We start from the raw sequence: 26,846 nt of genomic DNA, 5'->3' as shown, positions 1-26,846 counted from the left end.
TTAGTATGGACAGGTTTTCCTTTTTAAACGCAGCACATACTGCTTTTTTTGCAGATTTATACGAGCAATATATAGAAAATCCGGATAGTGTAGAGCCAAGCTGGAGAAGCTTTTTCCAGGGTTTTGACTTTGCCAGTTCTGATTACGGTTCAGGTTTCTTTGAGGCCGTACCGCAACAAAACGGTGCCGTAGTGCCCGACTATTCAGGGGTTCCTGAAAAGGTACAAAAAGAGTTTAAAGTTCTTAACCTTATAGAAGGGTACAGGACAAGAGGACACCTTTTTACCAAAACCAATCCGGTTAGGGAGAGAAGGTCGTTTACTCCAACTTTAGACCTTGAGAACTTTGGCCTTTCAAACGCTGATTTAGATACGGTATTTGATGCAGCCAAAGAAATTAACATGCAGCCTTCTACACTTAGGCAAATTGTAGACCACCTTACAAAGGTGTACTGCCAGCATATAGGTGTAGAGTATATGTACATCCGTGATCCGGAAGTAAGAAAATGGATTCAGGACAGGCTTGATGTTAACGAAAATCAGCCTAACTTCTCTACAGAGGCTAAAAAACATATCCTTTTAAAACTTAATGAGGCAGTTTCTTTTGAGAACTTCCTGCATACAAAATATGTGGGTCAAAAACGTTTTTCTCTAGAAGGCGGTGAGTCGTTAATACCGGCGCTTGATGCTCTTGTTGAGGCTGCTGCCGAAAAAGGCGTAGAGCAGTTTGTAATGGGTATGGCACACAGGGGCCGCCTAAACGTACTTGCTAATATTTTTGGTAAGTCTACTTCAGATATTTTCAGTGAGTTTGACGGTAAGGATTATGATGACGACGCCCTGTTTGATGGTGACGTAAAATACCACCTTGGCCTAACTGCTGATAAGAAAACAAGAACAGGTAAAAATATTAATATAAACCTTGCTCCAAACCCTTCGCACCTTGAAACTGTAGGTGCGGTTATAGAAGGTATTGCAAGAGCAAAACAGGATAAGTATTACCCTGAGGATAACTCTAAGGTATTGCCTATAGCACTTCACGGAGATGCTGCCGTTGCAGGTCAGGGTATTGTGTATGAAATTGTACAGATGGCTAAGCTTGACGGTTACAAAACCGGAGGTACTATTCACCTTGTAATAAACAACCAGGTTGGTTTTACCACTAACTACCACGATGCGCGTTCGTCTACTTACTGTACCGATATTGCTAAGGTTACCCTTTCTCCGGTACTTCACGTAAATGCAGACGATGTTGAGGCAGTGGTACACGCAATGCTTTTTGCGCTTGATTATAGAATGACATTTGGCGGAGACGTATTTATCGACCTTTTGGGTTACAGAAAGTACGGGCACAACGAAGGTGATGAGCCTCGTTTCACACAGCCTAAACTTTATAAGATAATCGCTAAGCATAAAAACCCAAGAGATCTTTATGCTGCAGAGCTTTTACAAGCCGGCGTTATTGAAGAAGGTTATGTAAAAGAGCTTGAAACCGAATACAAAGCTGTTCTTGAAGAAAACCTTGAGGCATCAAGAAAGAAAGACCTTACCATAATCACTCCGTTTATGCAAAACGAGTGGGAAGGTTTCTCTCAGGCTTCAGAGGAGCAAATGCTTCAAAAAGTAAATACGGCATTCTCTAAAGAGATGCTTACAGATATTGCTAAGGTTATAACAGAGCTTCCGTCTGATAAGAAATTTATCAGTAAGATACAAAAGCTTATCAACGACCGTAAAACAATGTATTTTGATACAGATAAGCTTGACTGGGCTATGGGTGAGCTTTTAGCTTACGGATCGCTTATAACTGAGGGTTATGATGTTCGTCTTTCAGGACAGGATGTGGAAAGGGGTACTTTCTCTCACCGTCATGCTGTTGTTAAGGTAGAGGACTCTGAGGAAGAAGTAATACTTCTTAATTCATTAAAAGAGCAAAACGGTAAACTTCATATCTATAACTCATTGCTTTCTGAATATGGTGTTGTAGGTTTTGATTATGGTTATGCCCTTGCAAGCCCTAAAACATTAACCATTTGGGAAGCGCAGTTTGGTGATTTCTCAAACGGTGCACAAATTATGATTGACCAGTACATTTCTGCTGCTGAGGATAAATGGAACAACCAGAACGGACTTGTTATGTTGCTTCCTCACGGGTATGAAGGCCAGGGTGCGGAACACTCTTCTGCACGTATGGAGCGTTACCTGCAGCTATGTGCTAATCACAATATGTATATTGCTGACTGTACTACACCTGCTAACTTCTTCCACTTGTTAAGAAGACAGATGAAAACTACATTCAGAAAACCGCTTATCGTGTTTACTCCTAAGAGTTTACTGCGTCACCCTGCAGCGGTATCATCTGTAGATGAGCTTGCAGAAGGTACATTCCAGGAAGTGCTTGACGATCCAATCGCAGATCCTAAAAAAGTAAAAACACTTGTATTCTGTACAGGTAAGTTTTACTACGATCTTGTGGCAGAGAGAGAAAACCTGGGCCGTGACGATGTAGCCTTTGTAAGGCTGGAGCAGTTGTTCCCGTTACCGGTAGAACAGTTAAAAGCAGTTATTGCTAAATACTCTAATGCCGATGATTATGTATGGGCACAGGAAGAACCAAGAAACATGGGTGCTTACAGCTATATGCTAATGAACTTTACTGAGGTTAAATTCAGGGTAGCTTCATTAAAAGCATACAGTGCTCCTGCAGCAGGTAGTTACACACGTGCTAAAAAACGTCATGCCGCTGCTATAGCAATGGTTTTTGATAAAGATTTATTTAATTAATCGTATTTTTGATTTTCAATAGTTAACAACAACGCAAATATAAAATTATACTGACATGATTTTAGAAATGAAAGTTCCTTCGCCGGGGGAATCGATAACAGAAGTTGAGATTGCAACATGGCTGGTAAAAGACGGGGATTATGTAGAAAAGGACCAGGCTATTGCCGAAGTTGATTCAGATAAAGCAACACTAGAGCTACCTGCAGAAGCAAGTGGTATTATTACACTTAAAGCAGAAGAAGGAGACGCTGTGGCTGTAGGCCAGGTAGTTTGCCTTATAGATACTGGTGCTGCAAAACCGGAAGGTGCTGCTCCTGCTAAAGAGGAGAAAAAAGAAGAAGCTCCTAAAGCAGAAGAGAAAAAAGAAGAGCCTAAAAAAGAAGAGCCTAAAAAAGAAGCTCCTGCAGAGAAAACGTATGCTACAGGAACACCTTCTCCTGCAGCAAGAAAAATATTAGACGAGAAAAATATAGACCCTGCAACTGTATCCGGTACAGGTAAGGGTGGCAGAATAACTAAAGATGATGCGGTAAACGCTAAAGCTTCTATGGGTACTCCTACAGGTGGTAGCCGTGGTTCTGAGCGTACTAAACTGTCTATGCTTAGAAGAAAAGTGGCAGAGCGTCTTGTTTCGGCTAAAAACGAAACGGCTATGCTTACTACTTTCAACGAAGTAAACATGACGCCTATCAATAAAGTGCGTAACGAGTTTAAAGATGAGTTTAAAGCTAAACATGCCGGAGTAAGCCTGGGCTTTATGTCTTTCTTTACTAAAGCTGTTGTTAGAGCATTACAATTATATCCGGATGTAAACTCTATGATAGACGGAGATTACAAAATATCTTACGATTTCTGTGATATCTCTGTTGCAGTATCAGGTCCTAAAGGACTAATGGTACCTGTAGTGAGAAATGCAGAAGCATTAACTTTCCGTGGTGTTGAGGCAGAAATTAAGCGTCTTGCACTTCGTGCACGTGACGGGCAAATTACTGTAGACGATATGACAGGTGGTACATTTACTATTTCTAATGGTGGTGTATTCGGTAGTATGTTATCTACACCTATCATCAACCCTCCACAGTCTGGTATTCTTGGTATGCACAATATCATTGAGCGCCCTATTGCTGTAGATGGTAAAGTTGAGATTCACCCAATGATGTATGTGGCTCTTTCTTATGACCACAGAATCATCGACGGACGTGAGTCAGTAGGTTTCCTTGTAGCGGTTAAAGAAGGATTAGAAAATCCGGTAGAACTGCTTATGGACGGTAATGCAAGAAAAGCGTTAGAACTTTAATAACAAGTCAGTATAAAAGTAAAAAGCCCCACTGTTAAGTGGGGCTTTTTTATTTTAAAATAAAACGTTTAGTAATGAACGTCGAACTCTCCTTCGGTAATAGTTATGAATTCGTCATCATTAGCAAGATTGCTTCTAAAAGTTCCTGAGAAAGTTCCTTTAAGATGCCCGTCACTGTTAACGGAGACATTAGTTTGGTATTCCCCTTCATTGGCAACCATTACCTTGTTGGTAAGCTGATAAGCCATAAACTCAGGAGTTACATTTCCTGTAACACCCGGTGGTATTTCATAACGAAATACTCCTGTTTCTTCTGTATTAGATGAAGTAAGTGTAAGGATGTATTCATTTGGCTGTACTTCTGTTTCAAGTACAATACAAATAACATGTTCTTTTTGTGTGCCGTCAAGTTTAAATTTTACAATACCTCCCTGAGATGGTCCGTCGTCTTCTCCTGTGCAGGAACTAAAAGTGATTGCAAATAAGCTGAACAAAGCCAGCATAAGTGTTTTTTTCATGGTTAATGAGTTGTTTGGTTTGGGTGCACAATATACAGAAAAAAGTTTCAGGATATAAAAAATAAAACCCCACGTAAAGGTGTGGGGTTTTAAGTGCATAAAAAAACAATGGCAGTTTTTATATACGTATAATAGTAGCAGTTTGTTTATAAGCAGACAGATATGTGTTACCTATCTATTTATAAAGATGCATAAAGGTGTATAAATGGTTGGAATAATAAAAAAGCCCTGTATTACAGGGCTTTAGTTGTATATAAAACATTACTGTTTTTGTATACGTATGGTTTTTTGTTGTTCCTGAGAAGTAACCTTTACAAGGTAAATTCCGGTTTCAAGAGAGCTCATGTCAACTTGTGCTTCTGTAGTGCTAAAATCCTTAGCAAGTACTTTTTGACCTAATAGATTATAAGCTTCTACCTTGCTAATTTCATTAGCATTGCTTAATGTAAGTATATCGCTTACCGGGTTAGGGAAATAATTTAATCCTTTAAAAACAGAGCTTTCTATGTCAAGTGAGAAATGTACGGTAACGGCAAGCCTGTCTAAGCTTTCTAAACCGTTTATTGTTTGTGAAGCATAGTAAGTAGCACCGTCTACAAGTAAAGTAGATAGAGGTAGCGGAGTGTTACTGTTAGTATTCATAACTCCATCAGGAACTTCAATGCCACTATCATACCATTGTATGTTTTCGCCGGAAACTACAATATCTGCAAGTGTAGCGCCTTCGGTAAAAGTTTGCGAGCTTTCTCCATCCGGCTGGGGTACTATTTCTGTTGAGTCCAGTACACGTAGCTGGAAAGGCATTATTGCTACACATACGGAGGTAGGGGAGGCAATAATAGCATACAGCGTTTGCGGATTGGTAAGATTAGTATAAGGTAAATTAGGGTTTATATAGCCTTCCTCTCCATTAGGATCAGTTGAAAAAAATACATCATAAAGTTCATAATTGTTTTCATCCATAATTTCATTAGCCTTAGCTTGCAGGTCAAACTGCGCAAAACCATCAGTATTGTCTTCATATATTATGATGTCACTAACATCCATTGGGTTTAAGTTAACCTCACTTATGTAGTAGGCATAATTAAACATGCGCCCGCAAGTGCTTCCTTCTTCATAGGAAACAAATAATGAATATTGTCCCGGGGTGGTAGCAGTATAAGTAGTCTCGGTAGCATTTTCAATAGGTATACCGTCTACATACCACTGATAGGCATAAGGGCCTTCGAGATTAATGCTTAAAATGGTAGGTTCCTGAGGGCATATATTATCAAACGTGGTTGAACTTATCGCAATGTTTTCTGAATCCAGTTCAGAATAGTTAAACAGAGCTTTCTTTAAAAATACAGCAGAAGAAACCTGTACGTCTTCACCATCTGAAATAACAAGTTTTAAATGGTAGTTGTTTCCGGGTATAATACTTCCGGTTATATGTAATGGTATAGTAAGTCCATTAAAATTTGTTGGAGAGATTGATGAAGGAGACGGATTTTGGGGAATAAACTGACCAAAGAATTCTGCATTTTCAGATGTACATGCACTCATATATTGGTTATCCCTTATTGTTGCTATACAAATAGGGGTTGATTCTGTTCCCGGTACAATTGCTAGATTTACGGTTTCGTTATTTGCGGAATCTGTAAGTAAAAAAGCAATAGCATCATTATTCTCACATTGAAATGAACCATATTCATCTGAAGCAAAAATGATTTCAAAATCCAGTTTATCTGCACTGGCTACGAAATCAAACTCTAAAATGCTTGCGTTTTTAGATTCAAAAGTTATCCCTTCTTCCATAAGTGCGTTTTCAATATCTTCATCGCCAAGCCACTCTACGGGGTCTAATGCTCCGGCCATATTACTGTTAGGTCCGGGTACAAATTGTAAATCAGAGTTGGTTAATACTATACCTTCGTCAAAAGGGAATGAGGTTGCATTTCTGTTAAAGTAGCCTATTCCATTTAAATTATTTGCATTACCTGTGTATGAAGTTATATTAGAAACCGATACACATTGAGAATTGAAAAACACATCGGTTACCAATTGTTCGATTGTATATTGACTGTCAGAAACTAAAATAGGGGCATCATTTACGGTAAGGCATATATAGCTTTCAAAGCCGGAATTAAAATCAGAAGGAGCGTAACATCTTAATTTATATGTTTCTCCCGGAATAAGATCATGTAGTATTGTAATACCTTGTTGCTGTTCTGTGCAAATTTGCGTTAAGGAGTTACAATCTCCTCTGTAAAGTGAAAAGAAACCATCAGTCGGAACGTTTAGTTTTAGTTGTGTTTGATTTGTTCCCGGCGTAAACTGGAACCACATATCGCTATCGCTATTTGTTTCTACACAATTGTCAGGAACATCAGATAGCGTGTTTCCGTCAAAGAATATTAACGGAGTTGTATTGCAGAATATACTGTTGCTTATATTCAAAGAATATGCATTTTCACAAGTGTCATATTGCGCCTGAGAAAATAATGAGATAGGCCATAAGGCCAATAACAATAATTTTTTTTTCATGAGTGTGGTTGTTTGATGGGTAAAAATATAAATAAGTTTAATCTTATTAAAATAAAAAAAGCCCTGCATTACAATGCAGGGCTTGGTGTATATAAAAGTATTACTGTTTTTGTATACGTATGGTAGTTGTTATTTTTTCCTGAGATGTAACCTTTACAAGGTAAATTCCGGCTTCAAGAGAGCTTATGTCAACTTGTGCTTCTGTAGTGCTAAAATCTTTAGCAAGTACCTTTTGGCCTAACAGATTATAAGCTTCTACCTTACTAATTTCGTTAGCATTGCTTAATGTAAGTACATTACTTACCGGGTTAGGGTAGTAAGTCAGGTTTTTAAATGCCTGCTCCTGGTTTGATAGTGTAGTATACACTTTTACAGGTAAACGATAATAGCTTTCCGAGTCGTTTATGGTTTGCGTGGCATAATAAATGGCCTCATTAGCAAGCACTGTATTTGCAGGAAGAGGTGTCTCTTCATCATTTGTATCCATGGCATCATCGGTAGTAAAAATATCGTTTGCATACCATAAAATATTTTCACCTTCCACTTCTATATCAGCAAGTGTTTGACCTTCTGTAAAGTATTGTTCAGGCTCTCCTGTAGGTGCATTAGGTATGGTGATCTCAAATTCAAAAGTTAAGGTTCCACACCCGTTTAAGTCATATACATATCCTGTATGTGTTCCTAATTCCAAATCGGTAAAATAGTTCTCTGCCTGCATAGGCTCTTCATCAATACCGTAATTATATTCGCCATAACCATTTACAGGTATAACTATGTTTTGAGAATCTGAAAGTAATGTACCTTCTACCAACAAAGCAGCTGGTCCAGATATAGTAACATCGGCTCCCTCGGTTGTGCTGCAGCCGTTAACTGCATCTGTAACCATTACCTCATAATGGCCCTCTGTTGTAGCAGTATACGTACTCATGTTTGCGTCATCAATAATAACTCCATCTTTAAACCATGCAAATGTATAGTCCTGCATGTTAAGTGATGTATCTAAAGTATATCCATCAATAACTTCATCTGTGTTGTATTCTACACAAATGATACCGTCGCTAATACTAAAAACAGGTGCGTTTGCCACATTTATTGTAAAATATGCCACATCATAGTTTGATGAGTCTGCATTTTCGGTTAATCTTACATAGATAGTTTGTGCAGAAGATACCAGGTTGGTATAGCTTACCGGGTTTACTATGGCGTTAAGATTATAAACAGCATCCATTTCGGTTTCATGGTAGCTTACTGTATAGGCATTGCTGTCCAATCCGTTAAGTACCGGGTCGTTATTTAAGGTAAGGTTAAATGCTGTGAACGAGTCTAAATCATCATCACATGCCGATAAATCATTAGGAGTGCCCATATTTGGCTGAGCGTAAGCGATACTGCCCAATAATAATAGTAGTAATTTTTTCATGTTTTTGGTTGATTGGTTATTAATAAAGATGCTTAAAGCTAATGAATAGTTGTAAAACAAAAAAAGCCCTGTATTGCATTACAGGGCTGGTGTATATAAAAACATTACTGTTTTTGTATACGTATAGTAGTAGTTGTTAGTTTTTTCATGAGGTGTGACCTTTACCAATAATTTATAAAGACCTTGTTATTAGTATAGATGCGGTAGTGTATGCAGATGGTTGTAATGGCAATAAAAACCCCTACGTTTAGCGCAGAGATTTTTTAATATATGAGAAATTATTGTTTTTGTATTCGTATAATTTTTTGTTGTTCCTGTGAAGTAACTTTTATAAGATAAATTCCTGTTTCAAGGGGGCTCATGTCAAGCTGTACTTCTGTAGTGTTAAAATCCTTATCAATTACTTTTTGTCCCAACACATTATATGCCTCTATGTTGCTAATCTCGTTAATATTACTTAATGTAAGTATGCTGCTTACCGGGTTAGGGTAGTAGGTTAGGTTTTTAAAAGCCAGGTCTTCTATGCCTAAAATCTGGTGTGCTGTTACAGCAAATCTTTCAATGCTTTCTGTTCCGTCAATTGTTTGTGAGGCATAGTAAGTAACACCATCTTCAAGAGGAGTGTTCATTGGTAGTGGTGTGTCACCTGTTTCGGTTTCATACCATTGTATATTTTCACCTGTAACTTCAAGATCTGAAAGCGTTTCTCCTGCATAAAAGAACTGATCCATATCACCTGTTGGAGGAGGAACTGTTACATATACATTTTGTGAAGTAACGGAAAAACATCCTGTTTCGTTTTGTTCAACTCTTATCCAGATAGTCTCTCCATTAAAAGCTATATAAGTTTCGGGATTTTGTATTAACGGGCTTGCAGCATAAGCACTTGTTTCTGTATTATAAAAAGAGATGGTAAACTCTTCTGCGTTTAGCTCATTTAAAATTTCAGTATTGTTTATTGTAAGGTCAGCTAAACTACTATATACAATAATGTCTTGTGTTGTAACAATTTCAGGTGTAGGTATTACATGCAATTCAAATGTTGCAATAGCATAATTTGAAGGGTCATTGTTTTCGGTTAACCTTACGTATAGAGTTTGTGTGTAGGTTTCTGTATTGGTGTAATACAGGTTTTCTATTTGGTTTGTTTCATTAATGGCATCTCCATGAGTAAGGTAATAGTCTGAATAATAGTCTAAAGGATTCAGATTGTTGTATACAATGTCATTATTAGTTTCTAGGTTAAATGTTTCAAATCCGTCGGAGTATTGGTCACATTTTGCAAGATTATCAGCAGTAACTAAATGTACAGTAACAGCAAGCCTTTCTGTGCTCTCTAATTCTATAATTGTTTGTGAAGCATAATAAGTTTGCCCGTCAACTAACTCTGTAGATTCAGGTAATGCGGTTGTACTTGTGTCATCTGCATACCATTGTATATCTACTCCAGTTACATTTAAGTCGGCTAAAGTTTCACTTTGAGCATAAAGTTGTAAAGTGTTGCCGGTGGGAGGAATAATTGTAAGGTTATCTCCTACTGTGCCTAGGTTAAAATCTTCACCGTTTATAAAAATGGCAGAATCTAAAATATGATCTGCACGATCGCTTATAACAAATTTTATATGATAAGTATTGCCCGGTATAACGGTTGCTTGTGCTGTTATAGGTACTGTAAGACCATTAAAGTTTACCGGAACACCCGGTAAAATATTGTCGCCATCCAGGTTGTAGCTTGCAAAATATTCAGGATTTGCAGAAGCACAGCCTGAATTATAAGCATTATCTCTAATTGTTACACAACTTACAGGAATATCTGTGCCCGGGAGAGTTGCTATATTTATAGATTCTGCTTCTTCATTTCCGTCGGTAATATCGGTTAGGAATATAGCAAAAGCATCGCTGAAACTACACTGATAAATTCCGTATTCTTCTGATGCAAAAATAAATTCAAAACTGATGCTGTCTATAAGAGGAATAAAATCAAATTCAACTAATGATGCATCATGATAATTAGATCCGCTAGATGGTACAGTTTCACTCATGTAATTAGTTAGTTGATTATCTCCAAACCAGTTACCTCCCGATAAAAGGTTGCTATTTGGTCCGGGGATACCATTAAGACTACCTGTACATAAAACAAGCCCCTGAGAAAAGGGGAAGTTGCCGCCGTCGTTATTAAAATACCCAATTCCGTTAACACCTGCTGATTCGCCGGTTGAAAAGGTTATATTATCAATTAGTGAAGCAGTTTCAGAAGTTAAAAGTACCTGAGAAACTATTTCGTCTATTGTATACTCTAATTCTGAAACGGATAAAACATTAGGATATGTGGATACACAAATGCTAAAGTCCAGGGTTGAGCTTTCAGGACTCAAACTGTATACCCTGATTTTGTATGTTGTGCCAATTTCCAGTTCAGGGCAATTTAATGCCAGTTTATTATCAATACAATATATAGGGTTTAGCGGTGTTTCTGTTGTAGAACAGCCTTCATATACGGCAATACCTAATGATGTAAATGATGAATCTGTTAATAAACTAATGTAATGGTACTTGTTAGTAGCGGTAAATTCGTACCATACATCAGTAGTAGGTTCTTCAGTACAGTTTACAATGCCTGTTTGAAGGGTTGAGCCATTAAAAGTGCCTTCATGTGTTACAGTACATTCTGTAGAACCGTTTACTGTTAGCACAGTGGCAGTGCTACAGTTATCATTAGCTACCTGAGCAAAGAATGTAAAAGGTAATAGTAGTAAGGTGTGTAAAAAAATTTTCATGAAAAAGTATCGGTTTGATTGTATACTCGGTTATTTCTATAGATGCGACGAAGTTTGTAATTGGTTGTAACAATAAATTAATATCATGTAAGGTAATGATTTTAAGTTTATTAAGGCTGTATTATTTTGATTTTAAGTAAACACAATGGTTGTAATAATCAATTATTGCTTTGCCTTTCATTAAAATATCGGCGCCTAAAATACCCTGTACGGGCTTTGCTTTGTATTGTCTTAAGGCTTCGTTTACATGAGACATGTCAAAAATTACCAGGCCGAAATTCTTATCGGTCCACCGGCCAAGCTTTAGTGTGTTTTTTACCGATGTTTGGGTAATCATCCCTGTACCGCCGGCACCGGCTGCTTTTGTGTCGGAATCTTTGGCGAAAAGTTCAAAACGTTCTATGTCCTTAAAATCCACGCAGCTGTTAGAAGCGCCGGTATCTAATATAAAACTTCCTTCAACACCGTTTATTTTTCCTTTTACCAGTAGGTGCTGCGTTTTAGATATTTTAAATTTTATGCGTTTGTAGCCTTTTTCTTTTAATGTGAGGTGTATATTCTCCATGTTTTTTTGATTGCATCCCAAAAATACTTTAAAATATGATATTATTAAGGTAAAAACGCTAAGGCTTTGTAATTTTGCAACCCAAACTATTAATGATGATACTTACAGATACACATACCCATTTATACAGTGAAGAGTTTAGTGATGACCGCGACCAGATGATGCAAAGGGCTTTTGATGCCGGAGTGAAACGGTTGTTTGTTCCGTCAATAGATTCATCATATACTCAGGCGATGTATGAACTGGAGGCTAAGTATCCGGAGAATGTTTTCCTGATGATGGGGCTTCACCCCACTTATGTGAAGGAGAATTATGAAGAGGAGCTGGCACATGTAGAACGCGAACTTGCCAAACGTAAGTTTGCCGCTGTGGGTGAGATAGGCATCGATTTATACTGGGACAAGTCTACCCTAAAACAACAGCAATACGCCTTTAAGCATCAGATACAGTTGGCAAAACAATACAACCTGCCTATTAACATACATTGCAGGGATGCTTTTGATGAGGTTTTTGAAGTGCTTGAAAGTGAAAAGGGAGATGACTTATTTGGGATATTCCACTGCTTTACGGGTGATTTTGAGCAGGCACAAAAAGCAATATCATACAACATGAAACTTGGTATTGGTGGTGTGGCAACCTTTAAGAACGGTAAGATAGACCAGTTCTTAAACGAGATACCTTTAGAACATATAGTACTGGAAACCGATTCGCCTTATCTGGCACCTGTACCGCACAGGGGGAAAAGGAATGAGAGTAGCTATACGCTTTTGGTGGCTCAAAAACTGGCATTGATTTATAACCTTCCGGTAGAGGAAATAGCCCAAATTACAACACAAAATGCTGTAAATCTTTTCGGGATTTAACAAAGAATTCCCTTAAAATTGATAAATTTTTTGTTCATTTGTGAATTGTTTTAACCCTAGAGAAGTACATGTCGAAATTTGACCATATCAGGCCTTTTTATGATACAGAGGTGAATGACGCCATTAAAAGCGTAGTACATCACCCAATGATGAAAGCGCTTATGAGCTTTACCTTTCCTGATGTAGAAGAGTCTGTTTGGGTTGATCAACTGTTGAAGACCCACTCAAAAAGAGATTTTCAGATAAACTTTATCTATCAGGCAGTACAAAAAGTTCTGGAAAAAAGCTCAGAAGGCCTTACCACTTCGGGGTTCGAAAAACTGGAACCGCATACTCCGTATCTTTTTATTTCAAACCACAGGGATATTATCTTAGATACCTCACTAATTAATGTATCACTTTATGACCATGGACTGGTAATGACTGCCTCTGCCATAGGTGATAATCTGGTACAAAAAGCATTTTTACACGTTCTTTCAAGGCTTAACCGTAACTTTTTGGTACAGCGTGGCCTGTCGCCAAGGGAACTGCTGCAAAGCTCTAAGCTGATGTCTGAATACATTTGCCAGCTGCTTACGCGTGAAAACCGTTCGGTTTGGATAGCACAGCGTGAAGGACGTACAAAAGACGGTGATGATGCCACCCAGCAGGGGGTTTTAAAAATGCTTGCTATGGCATCTGACGAGGAAAACCTGATGGTTTATTTTAAAAAGCTTAAAATAGTGCCGGTTTCCATTTCTTATGAGTATGACCCTACCGATGCACTAAAAATGCCGCAGCTTATGGCTAAGGCTAACGATGAAATTTACATTAAAGAGAAAAATGAAGATTTCATGACGCTGTTAAGCGGTATTATGGGGCAGAAAAAAAGGATACACATACATGTAGGCGATATACTTACAAACGAGTTGGATGAGATAGCTGCCGAATTTGATAATCAGAACAAGCAGATACAGGCACTGGCGCAGGTAATAGACGATTCTATACTTACTACCTACAAGCTGTGGCCTACCAACTTTATAGCTTACGACCTGTTGCATGATACCACACGTTTTTCCAAGCACTATACCGAAAAGGAAAAGCTACTTTTTGAAAGACGCCTTGAAATGCGAATTGATAACGAGAACAAAGTTTTAAGGGACGGATTCCTGGCCATGTATGCCAATCCGGTGGTTAACAAAATGAAATACCAAAATGCAATCTAAACCTACTATCCTGCTTATATATACCGGGGGTACCATTGGTATGGTAAAGGATTTTGATACCGGTGTACTAAAGGCATTCAACTTTAAGAAACTATTACAAAGAATACCCGAGCTTAAGCAGCTTGACTGTAATATAGAAACGGTGTCTTTTGATACTCCTATAGACTCTTCTAACATGGATCCTGCCCAATGGGCTGTAATGGCAAAGATGATAGAAGAGCATTATGAAGATTTTGACGGCTTTGTAATCCTTCACGGGTCAGATACCATGTCTTACTCCGCTTCAGCGTTAAGCTTTATGCTGGAAGGTTTAAATAAACCTGTGGTGTTTACGGGCTCGCAACTACCGATAGGTGATTTGCGTACAGATGCCAAAGAAAACCTTATTACGGCTATCCAAATCGCTTCTTTAAGGCATAATAACCATCCCGGGGTAAGGGAAGTTTGCCTGTATTTTGAATACAAGCTTTACAGGGGTAACCGAACCACAAAAATAAGTGCCGAGCATTTTAATGCCTTTACGTCGCCTAACTATCCTGCACTGGCAGAATCGGGGGTGCATTTAAAGCTTAATAAAGAGCTGCTGCTTAGGGCAGACTCCGGTAAATATCTTAGTGTGCATTATGAGCTAGATGATAATGTGGTTATCATAAAAATGTTCCCGGGTATAAGCGAAAGGGTACTTTCTTCCATTCTTAATATCGCCGGACTTAAAGGTGTAGTATTGGAAACCTATGGTTCGGGTAATGCGCCAACGGAAGACTGGTTTATCAATATACTTAAGGAAGCCATAGACAAAGGCCTTCATGTGGTTAATGTAACACAGTGTTCGGGAGGTAGTGTTAACATGGGGCATTATGAAACCAGTACACAGCTTAAGGAGATAGGTGTTATATCGGGAGCCGATATTACTACTGAAGCCGCTATTACAAAACTGATGTACCTTTTGGGTAAGAAAGTTACTCCTGCCGATTTTAAAACGGCTTTTGAAACCTCCCTTTGCGGAGAATTGTCGCAATAATTTTTGATATCTGCTATTTAGTGCTATTTTTGCAGCCTCAATAATTTAGAGAGGTGGCCGAGTGGTCGAAGGCGCACGCCTGGAAAGTGTGTATGCTCCAAAAGGGCATCGAGGGTTCGAATCCCTTCCTCTCTGCTAAAATGGAATTTTTAGCTTTTAAAGTAAAGCTAATTTTTCAAAAAACGACGTAAAACCTGCATAATCAATAATTTGCAGGTTTTTTTTATTTTTGGACATTGCTTAAAATTTGAAAAAAGTGGATAAAAAACTGCCACAAAAACAAGGTTAACTTGTTGAATTATGTTAGAAAGCAGTCTTGGATTAATCTTCTTTTTGAAGAAATCCACAAAGAAAAATGAGAAGTATGTTTATTTAGGGATTACCTTTGACGGGATTCCTAAAGAGGATTCAGAAGACTGCTACTACCATGATATAGCAACAACAACTATTAAAGATGACTTGTGCAGGACTAGTTGTTTTCCTTCAAAATTGGTCTTATTTTATCCCCCCAGTCTGATAATTGGCCTAAAATAGGTGATAATATTTCACCCGCTTCACTTAAACTATATTCTACCTTCGGAGGTACAGTTTTATAGTCTTTTTTTACTATCAAGCCATCATCTTCAAGTTCTTTCAGGCGCTGGGTAAGCATTTTTTCTGAAATACCGGCAATTTCCCTTTTCATTAAACCGTATCGATTTACACCTATTTTAAGCATCCATAGGATATTAATCTTCCATCGTCCGGTTAAAAGAGTCATAGCATATGTAACTCCGCAATGTTCTGCAAGGGCCTGCTCATTTAAAAAATTAGTCGAATTTAACTTTCTCATAATCACTATTTATTATTTCGGCTAAAATACGAACCAAATTGTATGTACCAAACTTTTTGTGTGTAGAATAATCTTGGGATAGTTTTGTCTTCTTTTAAAATTAAAAATTATATAAATGGGAAAACTAAATAATAAAGTAGCACTAATTACAGGCGGTAATAGTGGTATTGGCTTAGCAACCGCTGAGCTTTTTGTAAGTGAAGGTGCAAAGGTGGCAATTACCGGCCGAGATGAGAATACGCTGAAAGATTCTGCCAGTAAAATAGGAAGCGATACATTGGCTATTAAAGCTGATGTGCTCAATCTTTCTTCTTTGGACCACGCATACCAACAAGTTGAAACTAAAATGGGTAAGATTGATGTCTTAGTTGTAAATGCGGGCATATTTAAAGGAGCACCGCTCGGAGATTTTTCTGAGGAGCTTTTTGATGAAATTGTCGACATAAATTTTAAGGGTACATTTTTTACTGTAAAGAAAGCGTTGCCGTATTTAAATGATGGGGCTTCAATAGTAATTACCGGTTCTGCTGCCGCTGAAGTTGGGGTTGAAAATGCATCTGTTTATTCGGCGAGTAAAGCAGCGGTGCGAGCATTAGCCCGCAACTTTTCAGCAGACCTTTTAAGTCGTAAAATAAGGGTAAATGTATTGTCTCCCGGTCACGTAGAAACACCTATACATGAAAGACTGGGGCTGTCTCCAGAGCAAATAAAGGGGTTACGCGAAGAATTGGCAAGCGGGGTGCCTGTAAAACGTGTTGGCACCGCAGAAGAGATGGCTAAGGGATATTTATTTTTGGCAAGCGATGATTCTTCTTTCGTTTTAGGAGCAGAAATAGTTATGGATGGTGGCTGGTCACAGCTCTAAGCGGGACACCTAATTTATTCGCTTTAAAAGAGATAAATATTTAATAACTCCAGGTATAAGCTTGTAACCGCAATAGTAATGAGATAAATGATTTGAGCCAGTCTATTCGTCAAATTGTTTTTAAGTTGGCTAAGAAACTTAAATTAATTTAAAAGGAGAGTTTGGTTACAAGTTTATTCATTGGGTATTGTCATAGATTCAAGATAATCTTAATCTATTTCATTTTAAAAGCTGGCAAATCACCGCACTTTGCCTTATCAATTTTACCTTAACTTAAATAAATTAAAATGAATACAGGAAAAAAAACCTATAAAGAAAACTTACAAGACTTGCGTGATGATTTAGCGGCGATGCTTCCCAAAGAAACACTTTCAATATTTGATAAGGATGCCGAGAACCTTCAACAGAACCACAAGTCCATTGTAAAGCTACAAGCAGGTGACAAAGCGCCGGACTTTTCACTTGTTAATGCAACGGGTAATATGATAACGCTATCAGAATTACTTGAAAAAGGAAAGGTTGTGCTAACATTCTACCGAGGCTCTTGGTGTCCGTACTGCAATTTACAGTTAGCTTATTACCAAAAATACTTGGACCAAATTCACGATTTAGGAGCAGAATTAGTTGCCATCTCTCCACAAACTCCTGATGAGTCATTAAATATAAAAGAGAAAAATGAACTTAATTTCGAGGTGTTAAGCGACAATGGAAATATTGTAGCAAGAAAATTTACAACCGTTTTTAGAAATGCAGATGAACCATTAAATACAATGAATGAACTCGGATTAGATTTTAACTCCCACTATTCTGACGACTCAAGAGAGTTACCAATTCCTGCAGTTTTTGTTATTGAAAAAGACTTAACCGTTTCTTTTGCAAAATCTATAGGTGGCGATTACAGAAATCGTGTAGAAGTTTCTGAAATCATAAACCATTTAAAATATAGATAAGATTTATTAGCGGCTTCCAAAATTGGAGTTCAACTACCATTTTTTATTTATATTTTTTACATATAATTATATTGTTTTCAAGTCAACTCATACGAATGTAAGTATGGCATTTTGAAGGTGATAGCGGCCTTTCAGTAATATTATCGAAGGCCTTTTTACTTGCAGCAGATGACAAGATCACAGACAGCACTATTACATCGCAGATAAACAGATAGTGATGAGATATCTACAGCAAAATCTGGTGAGTGAATTTGGTGTCGGTGGGCAAGCCAGGCTGAGTAAGGCAAAGATTCTTATCGTGGGGACAGGTGGTCTGGGTACCCCGGTTGCGACATATCTTGCCGCTATGGGAATAGGCACGCTGGGATTGGTCGATTTTGATATTATTCAGCAAACAAACCTTCACCGTCAGTTTGCTTTCACCCCTGAAGATATAGGTAAGCGTAAGACTGAAGTATTGTCGGCCAGACTTAGAAACCAAAATCCTGAAATAAAAATTATTTGCCACCAGGTTGAACTAACATCAGAAAATGCTACTGGTATTATCGGAGATTATGATTTAATTTGTGACTGCACCGATAATGTAGATACACGACTGTTGCTGGACAAAACCTGCAAGATTTTAAGTAAAAGCCTGCTCTACGGGGCAGTGAGGGGATGGGAAGGTTATGTAACAGTTTTGCACGGTAAATCCCGGATAGGTTTAAATGATGTTTTTAGCGAATCAGATCTAATTTTTGAATCACAAAACAATTGCAGTGTCTCAGGAATAATCAGTACGATATGTGGAATAATAGGATGCCAGCAAGCTAGTGAGGTTATAAAAATAATCCTGGGGATACAGTCCAATCTGGACGGGGCAATTTTTTGTTATGAGGGGCTCAGTAATACCTCACGCATTTTGCGTTTGAAAAAAACAGAAAATTAGCTATTTATGTCAAGTAAGTTAGAACCATTGAAGATGAGCTAATGTTTTACAATTACATAATTTGAACATGTTCTAACGAATGTTCTATTGATTCAGAAATACTCTAAATCATTATAAAAGGCTGTAAAGAAAAAAGGTTGAGTAGTCATGTCACGTTTTTCCTTATAGGATTGTCTATCTGAAAAATGTTGTAATGGAAGATTTGAAAATACTAATGAAAAATTTATTTCCTTATGCTTATAACATCTTGGGGAATATTGCTGACAGCCAGGATGTGATTCAGGATGTTTTGATAAAATTTAATGAAATAGAAACCACTTCAATTTCGAATCAGAATGCCTATTTAATAAAATCGGTTATTAACCAGGCGATAAACTTAAAAAAGAAAAGCGACCGGGAAAGAAGCCACAGAATTTCCCTTCCCGAACCAATTATAAACAATCACGGAGAGAGTAAAATTGAGATTGAAGAGATTCTCAGCTATTCGATGCTTGTTTTGCTGGATGTATTAAATACTAAAGAAAGGGCTGTTTTTCTACTAAAAGAAACATTTGATTATAATCATGAAGAAATTGCAAATGTTCTGGCTCTTTCTGTGGAGAATTCAAGACAACTACTAACAAGAGCCAAAAAGAAACTAAAACAAAACAGACCTAAACTTGCTATAATCTCTGCAAAGGAGACAGGTTATCTGGAGAAATATATAACTGCAATTCGTACGGGCGACGTTAAAACCTTAGAACAAATGCTTTCTGAGGAAGTACGTGTTCTTGCAGACGGTGGAACAAAAATAAATGTGGTAGCACAATTAACTTCGGGTATAGAAGAAACGTTGAAACTTATAACATATGTTTTTGAGTATTATCAAAAAGGGTTTGATATAAAGATCGACACGATTAATCATCAACCTGCATTACTGTTCTACGAAGGTTCACAGTTGATGAATTGCCAGATATTTGAATTAAATCAAAAAGGAAGAATCATAAATATTTTTTCAGTAGTTGACCCGGAGAAACTCATGCCTTTTTAATTATTGATTAGTTTATTGTCACGTTTCACAATGTGATTTTGTCTTATAAGAAAGTAAATAAGATGAACACATTGCCAAGAATTAATAGCAGCTTGCGTAAAGAAAATTATCTGCCGCAAAAAGCAGTGGATTTTGTTAAAGAAAAGAAGAAATGTGGCCCTGACGCAAAATTCATTGAACAGGATCTTGCCAAAAGTCTAATCCGGCATCCCAGTCATAAACCGGTAGAAGGTTTTTATGACCATCCTAATTCGTCTGATTTATCAGAACAGTCTGATATCTTAATTAAAGGATTACATCTGTATGATGAAATTCTTATCACCAAACCAACTAGCTCCTGCCTGCCATCTTCCCTGAAAGCCAGTTTGATTTCACAACTCAGTATTAAAAACACCAACTGTTTTTTAATTGATGGTACCTCCTAAAAGGTGCAATACGGAAACAAAGAGTAATAAACATTTTAAATACAACAACACATGGAAGAAATTAAAAAAGCCATCGAAACCTTCGTAAAAGGCGGCGATAAAAACGATACAATACTCCTTGACCAGATACTGCACCCGAACTATCAAAATATTCAGGAGGGATTCTTTGAAAAGTCCGGGATTTTTATCTTCTCAAAAGAACAATACATTGATTTGGTTAAAACTAAAAAATTCGGTGGTCACCCTCGGACAATAAAATATGAAAGTATTCATCAAATGGGAAATATTGCCATGTCAGAGACAGTACTGGAAAGCGCACAATTACTATTCAGATCGACAATAATCTGTGTACTTGAGAATGGTCAATGGCAGGTCATCACTAACATCCCTCAAATTGAGATGAAAAACTAAAACAGAATTAATGGAAAAGCTATTTAAGCAGTCTGCATTTGTCACTTTGTTGATCTCCCCTGTTATTTTAAGCGCTCAAACAGCCCCCGTTGAGCAAAAACAAGGTTCTCCTGTAATAATGGAGGTGTTGGCAGGCAATAATGGTTATGCATCGCAAATGATTATAAATAAAGAATTCCGTGATATTTCCCGATTAGGATTCTTTAGTGTTACCAATATTTCATCGAAATGGAGTGAAAAGTTATCTCAGGATGCCATGAATCAGGTAAACCTAAAGTTTGATGTGCTGAAAGGAGTAAGTGTCTTTGGAGGAGTTCATTATACCCCGGTAACCGGATTGCGCCCTACAACGGCATTGATGTATGCAAAGGTGTCCGAAATACTTGTATTTATGGTAAGCCCCCGATTGATCGGTTTTGATGAAGGCAGTATTATTGAAGGCTTTGCCATGGTGGAATACAAGCCCGCAATCAATGATGTATGGAGGGTTTATTCCAGAGCGCAGGGACTGTACGATCAAACCATTTCGGATGGGAGGCATGCCAGAAGCTATCTTATGCTAAGAGCCGGGCTAAGTTATAGGGACCTCAGTTTTGGTTTGGGGTCTAATTGGGATGCGTTTGGTCCGGAAAAAATTACGAAAGAAAACTACGGCGCGTTCTTATCCGTCAACATGTTTAACTAAAAAGATGAACTACCAATTTATATGAGATTTTTTCAAAAATATGAGTTTTACATTTTCAACTTTCTGGTTGCCTTCTTCATGACTGTTGTAATGGCTTTTGGCAATACGGCAATTACGGAAGGCTTTCACAACTATTTTTTGCAGCATTGGGTAAAGTCTACCGCAATAAGCCTCTGCATTAGTTATCCTGCAACCTTAATCATTGTACCACTAGCAAGCAAATTCATGAAAAAAATAAAAGCCAAATGATACATTGAACTAAATGGTTGCTTCAAAACGGATTAGAAACAACATTCATCATCAATTAAATTAAAGAGAAACCAAAATTATGCAGACAACATCAAAAACTTTTAAAATTCTGTTTTTTACACTTCTTGTATTTAACGTCATACTCTTGTCGGCTTTAAGCTTTATGCTGCTGAATGACAGGAGTGGATTTATGGACGCGGAGCGGATTAACATTAAAGACAAAACAGGAAAAAACAGAATCGTTATTTCTAATATGGATAATATTCCGCCTCCGATAATAAATGGTACAATTTACCAAAGGGCAGTCAGACCGGCAGGTCTTATTTTCTATGATAAAAATGGGGATGAGAGAGGAGGTTTGGCCATTACGGATAATGAAACCACCAATCTCAATGCACTATCGTTTGATTACCAAAACGCAGATGCAGTCGGCCTGTTGGTTCAGGACAATAAAAATGACAATTATTTTAAGGCAGGCTTGGTTATCAATGACAAAGATCTCTCAGGCAAACCTGGGCATAATACCAACAGGATTAATCTGATTACTGAAAATGGAAATGCCGCTTTGATTATGAATGATGCCAACGAAATACCCAGAATTATTTTACAGGTTGACAGCTTAGGAAACCCCTCTATCCAAATGTTCAATAGTAACGGAAGCCTTAACTGGAAACAATAAAACCATTAAAGTATGGATAAAATGAAGATTCAAAGAGCGGAGATCATTGAGGTGGAAAACACACTTTTTAGGGCCCAGCTTGCAGGTAATGCGGACATACTTGACCAACTTTTGCAAGATGGCCTCATTGCAGTTGCGCCGACAGGAGAAATTATAACCAAGAAAATGGATTTAGACTCCTATAAATCGAAGACTGTAGTTATAGAAGAGGCTTCCATTGAAATAAACGAGATTAAAATTACAGGCAATACCGCCCTTTCAATTGTAACGATGACCGCAAAAGGGAAAATGATGGGAACACCATTAGAGGGAAAGTTTAGATATTTTAGGGTTTGGCAACGTATTGAAGACAAATTAAAAGTGATTGGTGCCAGTTTTATGCAATTAGCGTAAAATAGTGTCAGCACACAATGCAATAAGTGCGATGTAGCTTTTTCTTTCCTCCGGAAGAAATGAATTCAAACAGCTGTAAAGTGTAGTTAATAGTACAGCTTTAGATAAGTGTGTAAAAACAAGAAAATGAATTTAAACTAAAATAAATGCGAAAAATATTAGTAATCAATTCAAGTACAAGGGCCGAAAATTCAAACAGTAGGGCACTTACGAAATTATTTGTAGAAACCTGGTCAAAAAAAAATCCTGAAGACACCTACAGCTATCGTGAAGTGGGTTTAACTCCCATTCCGCATATAACCAATGAATGGATTGGGGCGAGCTTTACCAAAGTGGAGAACAGGACGGAAGAAAATCAGAAACCTTTAGAACTTAGCAATGTACTTATAAAAGAATTAAAGGAAGCAGATATCTACATCATCGGTGTACCGATGTATAACTGGTCTATCCCTAGCGGTTTAAAATCATATATAGATCATATCATGCGGATAAACGAAACATGGAAATTCAGATCAGGAGAACCTGATGGAGATTATGTAGGATTATTGGAAAATAAAAAACTGTTCATTTTGTCAAGCAGAGGAGATAATGGCTATGCTGAAGGAGAACACAATGCACACATGAACTTCCAGACCAATTACCTGCAAACTATTTTTACTATTTTGGGCGTATGCGATATAGAGATCATTTCACTCGATAATGAAGAGTACGGAGGAGAATTATTTGTAAAATCGCAACAGGAGATATACGACAGAATTCTGAATGTAAAATAAGGCAGTCAGAACTATCTATAAAAAGAAGAGTTAAGCGTTAAATTAAAATATAAACAATCAGTTTAAAACATATAAAATGAAAAATATAGTACTTATCGGGCAATAAATCTTAGCGTGACTATAGATCAGCCGGTAAACCTGGTTTACGAATATATTTCAAATCCTAAGAATTTGCCAAGCTGGGCAAGTGGGTTGAGTGCTTCGATAAGAAAAGAAGCAGACTATTGGATATCTGAATCGCCTATGGGGTTGGTAAAAGTGAAATTCGTAGAAAAGAACATTTTCGGTATTTTAGATCATACGGTTATTTTACCCTCAGGAATTGAAGTTTATAACCCGATGAGGGTATTTCAAAATCATAACGGAAGTGAACTGCTCTTTACTGTTTATCAGTTACCTGATAGGAGTGATGAAAAATTTATGGAAGATTCTAAATTGGTGGAGAAAGATTTAAAAAAGTTAAAAGATTTACTGGAAGGTAAGCTTTAAATCAATACTGATGTACTACTATTATGATACCAATCCATGATTTATTATTATTTGGCGTAGCAGCACTCCTAATGGTTCTTTCACCCGGGCCCAATATGATTTATCTGATCTCGAGGTCATTATCGCAAGGGAAAAAGGCAGGAATTATTTCTTTATTCGGGGTGCTGTGTGGTTTCTTTTTCCATATCCTTATGGTTTCTTATGGACTTACGGCTATATTTTTTGCCATCCCTTATGCCTTTGTGGTGGTAAAGTTTCTGGGTGTTGGCTATCTTTTATTTCTGGCATATACTTCCATAACGTCCGGAAATAAAGTTTTTTATGCCAATAAAAAACTCAAAAAAGACAGGCCTTTCAAGCTATTTAATATTGGACTTATGACGAATGTTCTCAATCCCAAAATGGCACTGTTTTATCTCTCATTTTTTCCGCAGTTCATAAAACCCGAAAATGGTTCAGTTTTAAGTCAGAGCTTTCAGCTTGGAATCGTTCAGACCCTAATAAGTTTTGCCATAAACTTTCTGATTGTAATTTCAGCTGCAAAAATGGCAAAATGGTTTGCGGATAAACCCATTTGGTTAAGGGTACAAAAATGGTTTATGGCCTCCGTTTTAACCGGGCTGGCAGTTAAAATGCTGCTGACAAAATCAAAATGACCAAGGGTAACTGTTCTCTGAACGATTAGGGTAGTTGTTTAAGTATTAAAAAAAGCCTAAGCAATTGCCTGGGCTTTTAGCGAATAAATATTATTGAGTTGACAACACCTTACCTTTGTCGATAGCTTAAATAGGAAATAACTTTTCTTTTAGCTGATTTGATTTTGCTATTAACACCAGATTAACAAGGGTTTTGTAAACATAAAGATTTGTGAAATTTCAAAGGAGCTCTACTTCACTTTTATATCCCGGATGATAGGAAGGCGTATACTTGATAATCCTTAATTCCTGAAGTTCTTTTAAGTACTTATGGTAAGAAGGAAGTGTTTTAATGTGTGACAATGCCATGAGCTTCCTTCGGCTTACATTAATGGTCTTTGATTGTTTTTGTCTTGCGACTAAGGTTAGTATAAATTTCTTAAACAAAGATATATCTTATTTAAGAAATAAGGTAAAAAACTTTATTTGTGAGTTCCGTAATTAAGAATTTGTTCTGAAAACAAATTGTCGAAACTTTTCAAATCCTCCACTAAAAAGTTAGAATTTATTTCACTAGGGGGCTGATTCTTGCGGCATCTTTGACACTCATAGTTGACATGAGATATACTTTCATCAGTAAAGCACCTACTACCACCCAAAACTTATGTGACTAAAACATAGACAATTCTTTACTCTTTTAATAACCATTAAAATTCTGCTTACATGAGTTGATATTTGTTTAAAACTTAAAAATATAAGAATTGTTATTCTGTATAAATTATTTAATATTTAACATATAAACATCCGTTTGTGTGATTATTTGAGGAATGTTAAAATTTAAATTAGTTATTTTTTGATTTAACAATCCCTTTTGGAAAAGATAATTTTGCATCAAATTTTAACAAAATATTTAATGAAAAAAATGATGGTTTTGTGCTTACTGCTCTTAGGCAATTATACCTTACAGGCACAGGATGTCTTATGGGACAGGTCTTATGGAGGAAAGCAGGCAGATTATTTACTTGACGTCCAGCCAACAGCTGATTACGGATTTATTTTAGCAGGAAGCTCCTTATCCCTAAAAGGAGGTAATAAGGAAAAAGACAATCATGGGGATTTGGACTACTGGTTGTGGAAAATGAATGAAAATGGGGAACTCGACTGGCAAAAAGACTTTGGCGGAGAAGGAACCGACATTCTTTATAGTATTAAAAACACAAATGACGGAGGCTTTATTTTGGCAGGAACATCCACTTCAGGAATTTCAGAACATAAAAAAGATTCATGTCGGGGCAGGGAAGATATCTGGATTATAAAGCTTAATGCCAAAGGAGGTGAAGAATGGCAAAAAACCTATGGTGGTAATAATCAGGATTTGGTAAAATGCATTTCCCAAACTTCAGATGGCGGGTATATTGTTGGGGCTTCATCTACATCAGACATGAGTCTTAAAATAAAAAAAGGCGGTTCAGATTCTTATGGTAAATCGCAGGAATGTATTGGTGGCCTTGATTATTGGATTTTTAAATTGGATAAAAAAGGTAATATCAAGTGGCAAAGGACTCTTGGTGGTGATTATCTGGATATTATTGAGACTATCAGCGAAACAAAAGATGGAGGATATATCGTAGGAGGATATTCTAATTCACCCTCTTCGAGGGATAAAGGAGAAGAAAGTAAAGGAGAAGGTGATTATTGGGTTCTTAAACTTGATGTAGATGGGAATACAGAATGGGAAAAAGTGTTTGGAGGCGATGATGATGACCATTTATCCTGTATACTACCTATTAAAGATGACGGTTACCTCTTAGGTGGCTATTCAGCTTCTTCGAGCACTGGAAATAAAAATAAATCCAATAAAAAAGGAACGGATATATGGCTTATTAAAATTGATCAGGAAGGAGATATTTTATGGCAGGAAACATATGACATAGGAAAAACGGATATTCTACTATCATTACTTGAAAATAAAGATGGTACCTATCTATTAGGAGGCCATGCAAAAAGCGAAGTGTTTGGGTTGAAAAAATCAGATAAAAAAGAAATTAATGACTATGTAGCAATTAAAGTATCTTCTGACGGTGAGGAGTTATGGAAAAAAGCTATCGGTAGCAAGGGAGAAGACGTATTACAAAAACTCATTGAAACACGTGATGGCGGGTATATAATGGCTGGGACTTCAGATGGGGCTATTTCACGTGATAAGAATAGTGGCAATGGCAGTCACGATTTTTGGGTTGTTAAGTTTAAAGACAAAGACAAACGCGAAGAGAATAACAGACTTAAGATTGAAGCAATTCCTAATCCTGCAGTGCAATACACCAATATAATAGTTGGTTTCGACTTTAATACAGGTACATGCCGGGTATATGATCTTGCAGGCAGACAACTTCAGAGTTTTACAGTCAACAACAGAACGATTCCACTGGAAATGCAAAATTATCCGGAAGGAATATACATTGTTGAAGTGAGTACCGATACAGGAATCGAATCGGTTAAAGTAATGAAAGGAAAAAATAATTAAACA

The 26,846-nt window shown here is 37.2% G+C and carries 26 protein-coding genes, 1 tRNA gene and 1 pseudogene; 21 read left to right on the top strand and 7 right to left on the bottom strand.

What is annotated here, in order from left to right; translation table 11 throughout:
• Positions 1-5: 5 nt before the first annotated feature.
• Together FUA48_RS02560 and odhB are read left to right on the top strand one after the other, a co-directional pair.
• Complete coding sequence (locus FUA48_RS02560) at positions 6-2,783, top strand: 2-oxoglutarate dehydrogenase E1 component (protein ID WP_147581977.1); 2,778 nt, start codon at positions 6-8, stop codon at positions 2,781-2,783.
• A gap of 55 nt (positions 2,784-2,838) precedes the next feature.
• Positions 2,839-4,080 (top strand): 2-oxoglutarate dehydrogenase complex dihydrolipoyllysine-residue succinyltransferase, encoded by a 1,242-nt coding sequence (gene odhB / locus FUA48_RS02555; protein WP_147581976.1) that lies wholly within the window; start codon positions 2,839-2,841, stop codon positions 4,078-4,080.
• A 68-nt stretch (positions 4,081-4,148) separates the two neighbouring features.
• Here odhB and FUA48_RS02550 read toward each other — a convergent pair whose 3' ends face one another.
• From FUA48_RS02550 to FUA48_RS02530, 5 genes are all read right to left on the bottom strand, one after another.
• A complete protein-coding gene (locus FUA48_RS02550; RefSeq protein ID WP_147581975.1) occupies positions 4,149-4,598 on the bottom strand; it encodes a hypothetical protein in 450 nt (149 codons plus the stop codon).
• A gap of 261 nt (positions 4,599-4,859) precedes the next feature.
• Entirely contained in the window at positions 4,860-7,124 is a 2,265-nt protein-coding gene (locus tag FUA48_RS02545) for a choice-of-anchor L domain-containing protein (RefSeq protein WP_168196929.1), read from the bottom strand.
• Between the two features lie 100 nt (positions 7,125-7,224).
• On the bottom strand, positions 7,225-8,544 hold the full coding sequence (locus FUA48_RS02540) for a T9SS type A sorting domain-containing protein (protein WP_147581973.1): 1,320 nt from the start codon (positions 8,542-8,544) through the stop codon (positions 7,225-7,227).
• Between the two features lie 278 nt (positions 8,545-8,822).
• Positions 8,823-11,321 (bottom strand): choice-of-anchor L domain-containing protein, encoded by a 2,499-nt coding sequence (locus tag FUA48_RS02535; RefSeq protein ID WP_147581972.1) that lies wholly within the window; start codon positions 11,319-11,321, stop codon positions 8,823-8,825.
• Between the two features lie 121 nt (positions 11,322-11,442).
• Positions 11,443-11,886, bottom strand: coding sequence for a retropepsin-like aspartic protease (locus FUA48_RS02530; RefSeq protein ID WP_147581971.1), 444 nt, complete (start codon positions 11,884-11,886; stop codon positions 11,443-11,445).
• Between the two features lie 95 nt (positions 11,887-11,981).
• Between FUA48_RS02530 and FUA48_RS02525 the strand changes: the two genes are divergently transcribed.
• The 4 genes from FUA48_RS02525 (at position 11,982) to FUA48_RS02510 (ending at position 15,110) form a co-directional block, all read left to right on the top strand.
• Positions 11,982-12,749: a TatD family hydrolase gene (locus FUA48_RS02525; protein WP_147584945.1), complete on the top strand. Its 768-nt coding sequence runs from the start codon at positions 11,982-11,984 to the stop codon at positions 12,747-12,749.
• Between the two features lie 68 nt (positions 12,750-12,817).
• The gene (locus FUA48_RS02520) at positions 12,818-13,954 is read left to right on the top strand and encodes a 1-acyl-sn-glycerol-3-phosphate acyltransferase (protein ID WP_147581970.1); all 1,137 of its coding nucleotides are present in this window, start codon (positions 12,818-12,820) and stop codon (positions 13,952-13,954) included.
• Positions 13,944-14,975 carry an asparaginase gene (locus tag FUA48_RS02515; RefSeq protein WP_147581969.1) on the top strand — a complete coding sequence of 344 codons (1,032 nt, stop codon included), beginning with the start codon at positions 13,944-13,946 and terminating at the stop codon, positions 14,973-14,975. Before FUA48_RS02520 ends, FUA48_RS02515 begins: the two co-directional genes overlap by 11 nt.
• Before the next feature lie 47 nt (positions 14,976-15,022).
• A tRNA-Ser gene (locus FUA48_RS02510) sits at positions 15,023-15,110 on the top strand.
• A gap of 334 nt (positions 15,111-15,444) precedes the next feature.
• Here FUA48_RS02510 and FUA48_RS02505 read toward each other — a convergent pair.
• On the bottom strand, positions 15,445-15,807 hold the full coding sequence (locus FUA48_RS02505; protein ID WP_147581968.1) for a winged helix-turn-helix transcriptional regulator: 363 nt from the start codon (positions 15,805-15,807) through the stop codon (positions 15,445-15,447).
• Positions 15,808-15,922: 115 nt separating this feature from the next.
• Here FUA48_RS02505 and FUA48_RS02500 point away from each other — a divergent pair, with 115 nt between their 5' ends.
• The 14 genes and pseudogenes from FUA48_RS02500 to FUA48_RS02440 all read left to right on the top strand — a co-directional run bounded on the left by FUA48_RS02500 (position 15,923) and on the right by FUA48_RS02440 (position 24,340).
• On the top strand, positions 15,923-16,672 hold the full coding sequence (locus tag FUA48_RS02500; RefSeq protein ID WP_147581967.1) for an SDR family oxidoreductase: 750 nt from the start codon (positions 15,923-15,925) through the stop codon (positions 16,670-16,672).
• 287 nt (positions 16,673-16,959) lie between these two features.
• Entirely contained in the window at positions 16,960-17,622 is a 663-nt protein-coding gene (locus FUA48_RS02495) for a peroxiredoxin-like family protein (RefSeq protein ID WP_147581966.1), read from the top strand.
• A gap of 122 nt (positions 17,623-17,744) precedes the next feature.
• Positions 17,745-17,837: pseudogene (locus FUA48_RS18685) on the top strand (DUF7737 domain-containing protein); the annotation flags it as partial.
• Between the two features lie 2 nt (positions 17,838-17,839).
• Positions 17,840-18,550, top strand: coding sequence for a HesA/MoeB/ThiF family protein (locus FUA48_RS02490; protein WP_147581965.1), 711 nt, complete (start codon positions 17,840-17,842; stop codon positions 18,548-18,550).
• Positions 18,551-18,764: 214 nt separating this feature from the next.
• Positions 18,765-19,580 carry a sigma-70 family RNA polymerase sigma factor gene (locus FUA48_RS02485; RefSeq protein ID WP_168196928.1) on the top strand — a complete coding sequence of 272 codons (816 nt, stop codon included), beginning with the start codon at positions 18,765-18,767 and terminating at the stop codon, positions 19,578-19,580.
• A gap of 62 nt (positions 19,581-19,642) precedes the next feature.
• Positions 19,643-20,005 carry a hypothetical protein gene (locus FUA48_RS02480; protein WP_147581963.1) on the top strand — a complete coding sequence of 121 codons (363 nt, stop codon included), beginning with the start codon at positions 19,643-19,645 and terminating at the stop codon, positions 20,003-20,005.
• A 51-nt stretch (positions 20,006-20,056) separates the two neighbouring features.
• Entirely contained in the window at positions 20,057-20,416 is a 360-nt protein-coding gene (locus FUA48_RS02475) for a nuclear transport factor 2 family protein (RefSeq protein ID WP_147581962.1), read from the top strand.
• A 10-nt stretch (positions 20,417-20,426) separates the two neighbouring features.
• Complete coding sequence (locus FUA48_RS02470) at positions 20,427-21,101, top strand: hypothetical protein (protein WP_240732528.1); 675 nt, start codon at positions 20,427-20,429, stop codon at positions 21,099-21,101.
• 21 nt (positions 21,102-21,122) lie between these two features.
• Positions 21,123-21,350 (top strand): DUF2798 domain-containing protein, encoded by a 228-nt coding sequence (locus FUA48_RS18660; RefSeq protein WP_147581961.1) that lies wholly within the window; start codon positions 21,123-21,125, stop codon positions 21,348-21,350.
• 79 nt (positions 21,351-21,429) lie between these two features.
• Positions 21,430-22,029, top strand: a complete 600-nt coding sequence (locus tag FUA48_RS02460) for a hypothetical protein (RefSeq protein WP_147581960.1) — start codon at positions 21,430-21,432, stop codon at positions 22,027-22,029.
• A gap of 12 nt (positions 22,030-22,041) precedes the next feature.
• Positions 22,042-22,422 (top strand): nuclear transport factor 2 family protein, encoded by a 381-nt coding sequence (locus FUA48_RS02455; RefSeq protein ID WP_147581959.1) that lies wholly within the window; start codon positions 22,042-22,044, stop codon positions 22,420-22,422.
• A 146-nt stretch (positions 22,423-22,568) separates the two neighbouring features.
• On the top strand, positions 22,569-23,195 hold the full coding sequence (locus FUA48_RS02450) for an FMN-dependent NADH-azoreductase (protein WP_147581958.1): 627 nt from the start codon (positions 22,569-22,571) through the stop codon (positions 23,193-23,195).
• Between the two features lie 114 nt (positions 23,196-23,309).
• A complete protein-coding gene (locus tag FUA48_RS02445; RefSeq protein ID WP_205729427.1) occupies positions 23,310-23,684 on the top strand; it encodes an SRPBCC family protein in 375 nt (124 codons plus the stop codon).
• 23 nt (positions 23,685-23,707) lie between these two features.
• On the top strand, positions 23,708-24,340 hold the full coding sequence (locus tag FUA48_RS02440) for a LysE family translocator (protein WP_147581956.1): 633 nt from the start codon (positions 23,708-23,710) through the stop codon (positions 24,338-24,340).
• A 219-nt stretch (positions 24,341-24,559) separates the two neighbouring features.
• On the opposite strand, the gene FUA48_RS02435 is transcribed toward FUA48_RS02440, so the two are convergent.
• On the bottom strand, positions 24,560-24,766 hold the full coding sequence (locus FUA48_RS02435) for a hypothetical protein (protein ID WP_147581955.1): 207 nt from the start codon (positions 24,764-24,766) through the stop codon (positions 24,560-24,562).
• A 466-nt stretch (positions 24,767-25,232) separates the two neighbouring features.
• Here FUA48_RS02435 and FUA48_RS02430 point away from each other — a divergent pair, with 466 nt between their 5' ends.
• Complete coding sequence (locus FUA48_RS02430) at positions 25,233-26,843, top strand: T9SS type A sorting domain-containing protein (protein WP_147581954.1); 1,611 nt, start codon at positions 25,233-25,235, stop codon at positions 26,841-26,843.
• Positions 26,844-26,846 lie beyond the last annotated feature (3 nt).

This window comes from Flavobacterium alkalisoli (assembly GCF_008000935.1).
Classification (GTDB): Bacteria; Bacteroidota; Bacteroidia; order Flavobacteriales; family Flavobacteriaceae; genus Flavobacterium; species Flavobacterium alkalisoli.
The sequence above is the reverse complement of the archived record's forward strand: the minus strand, read 5'-3'. Positions and strand labels throughout refer to the sequence as shown.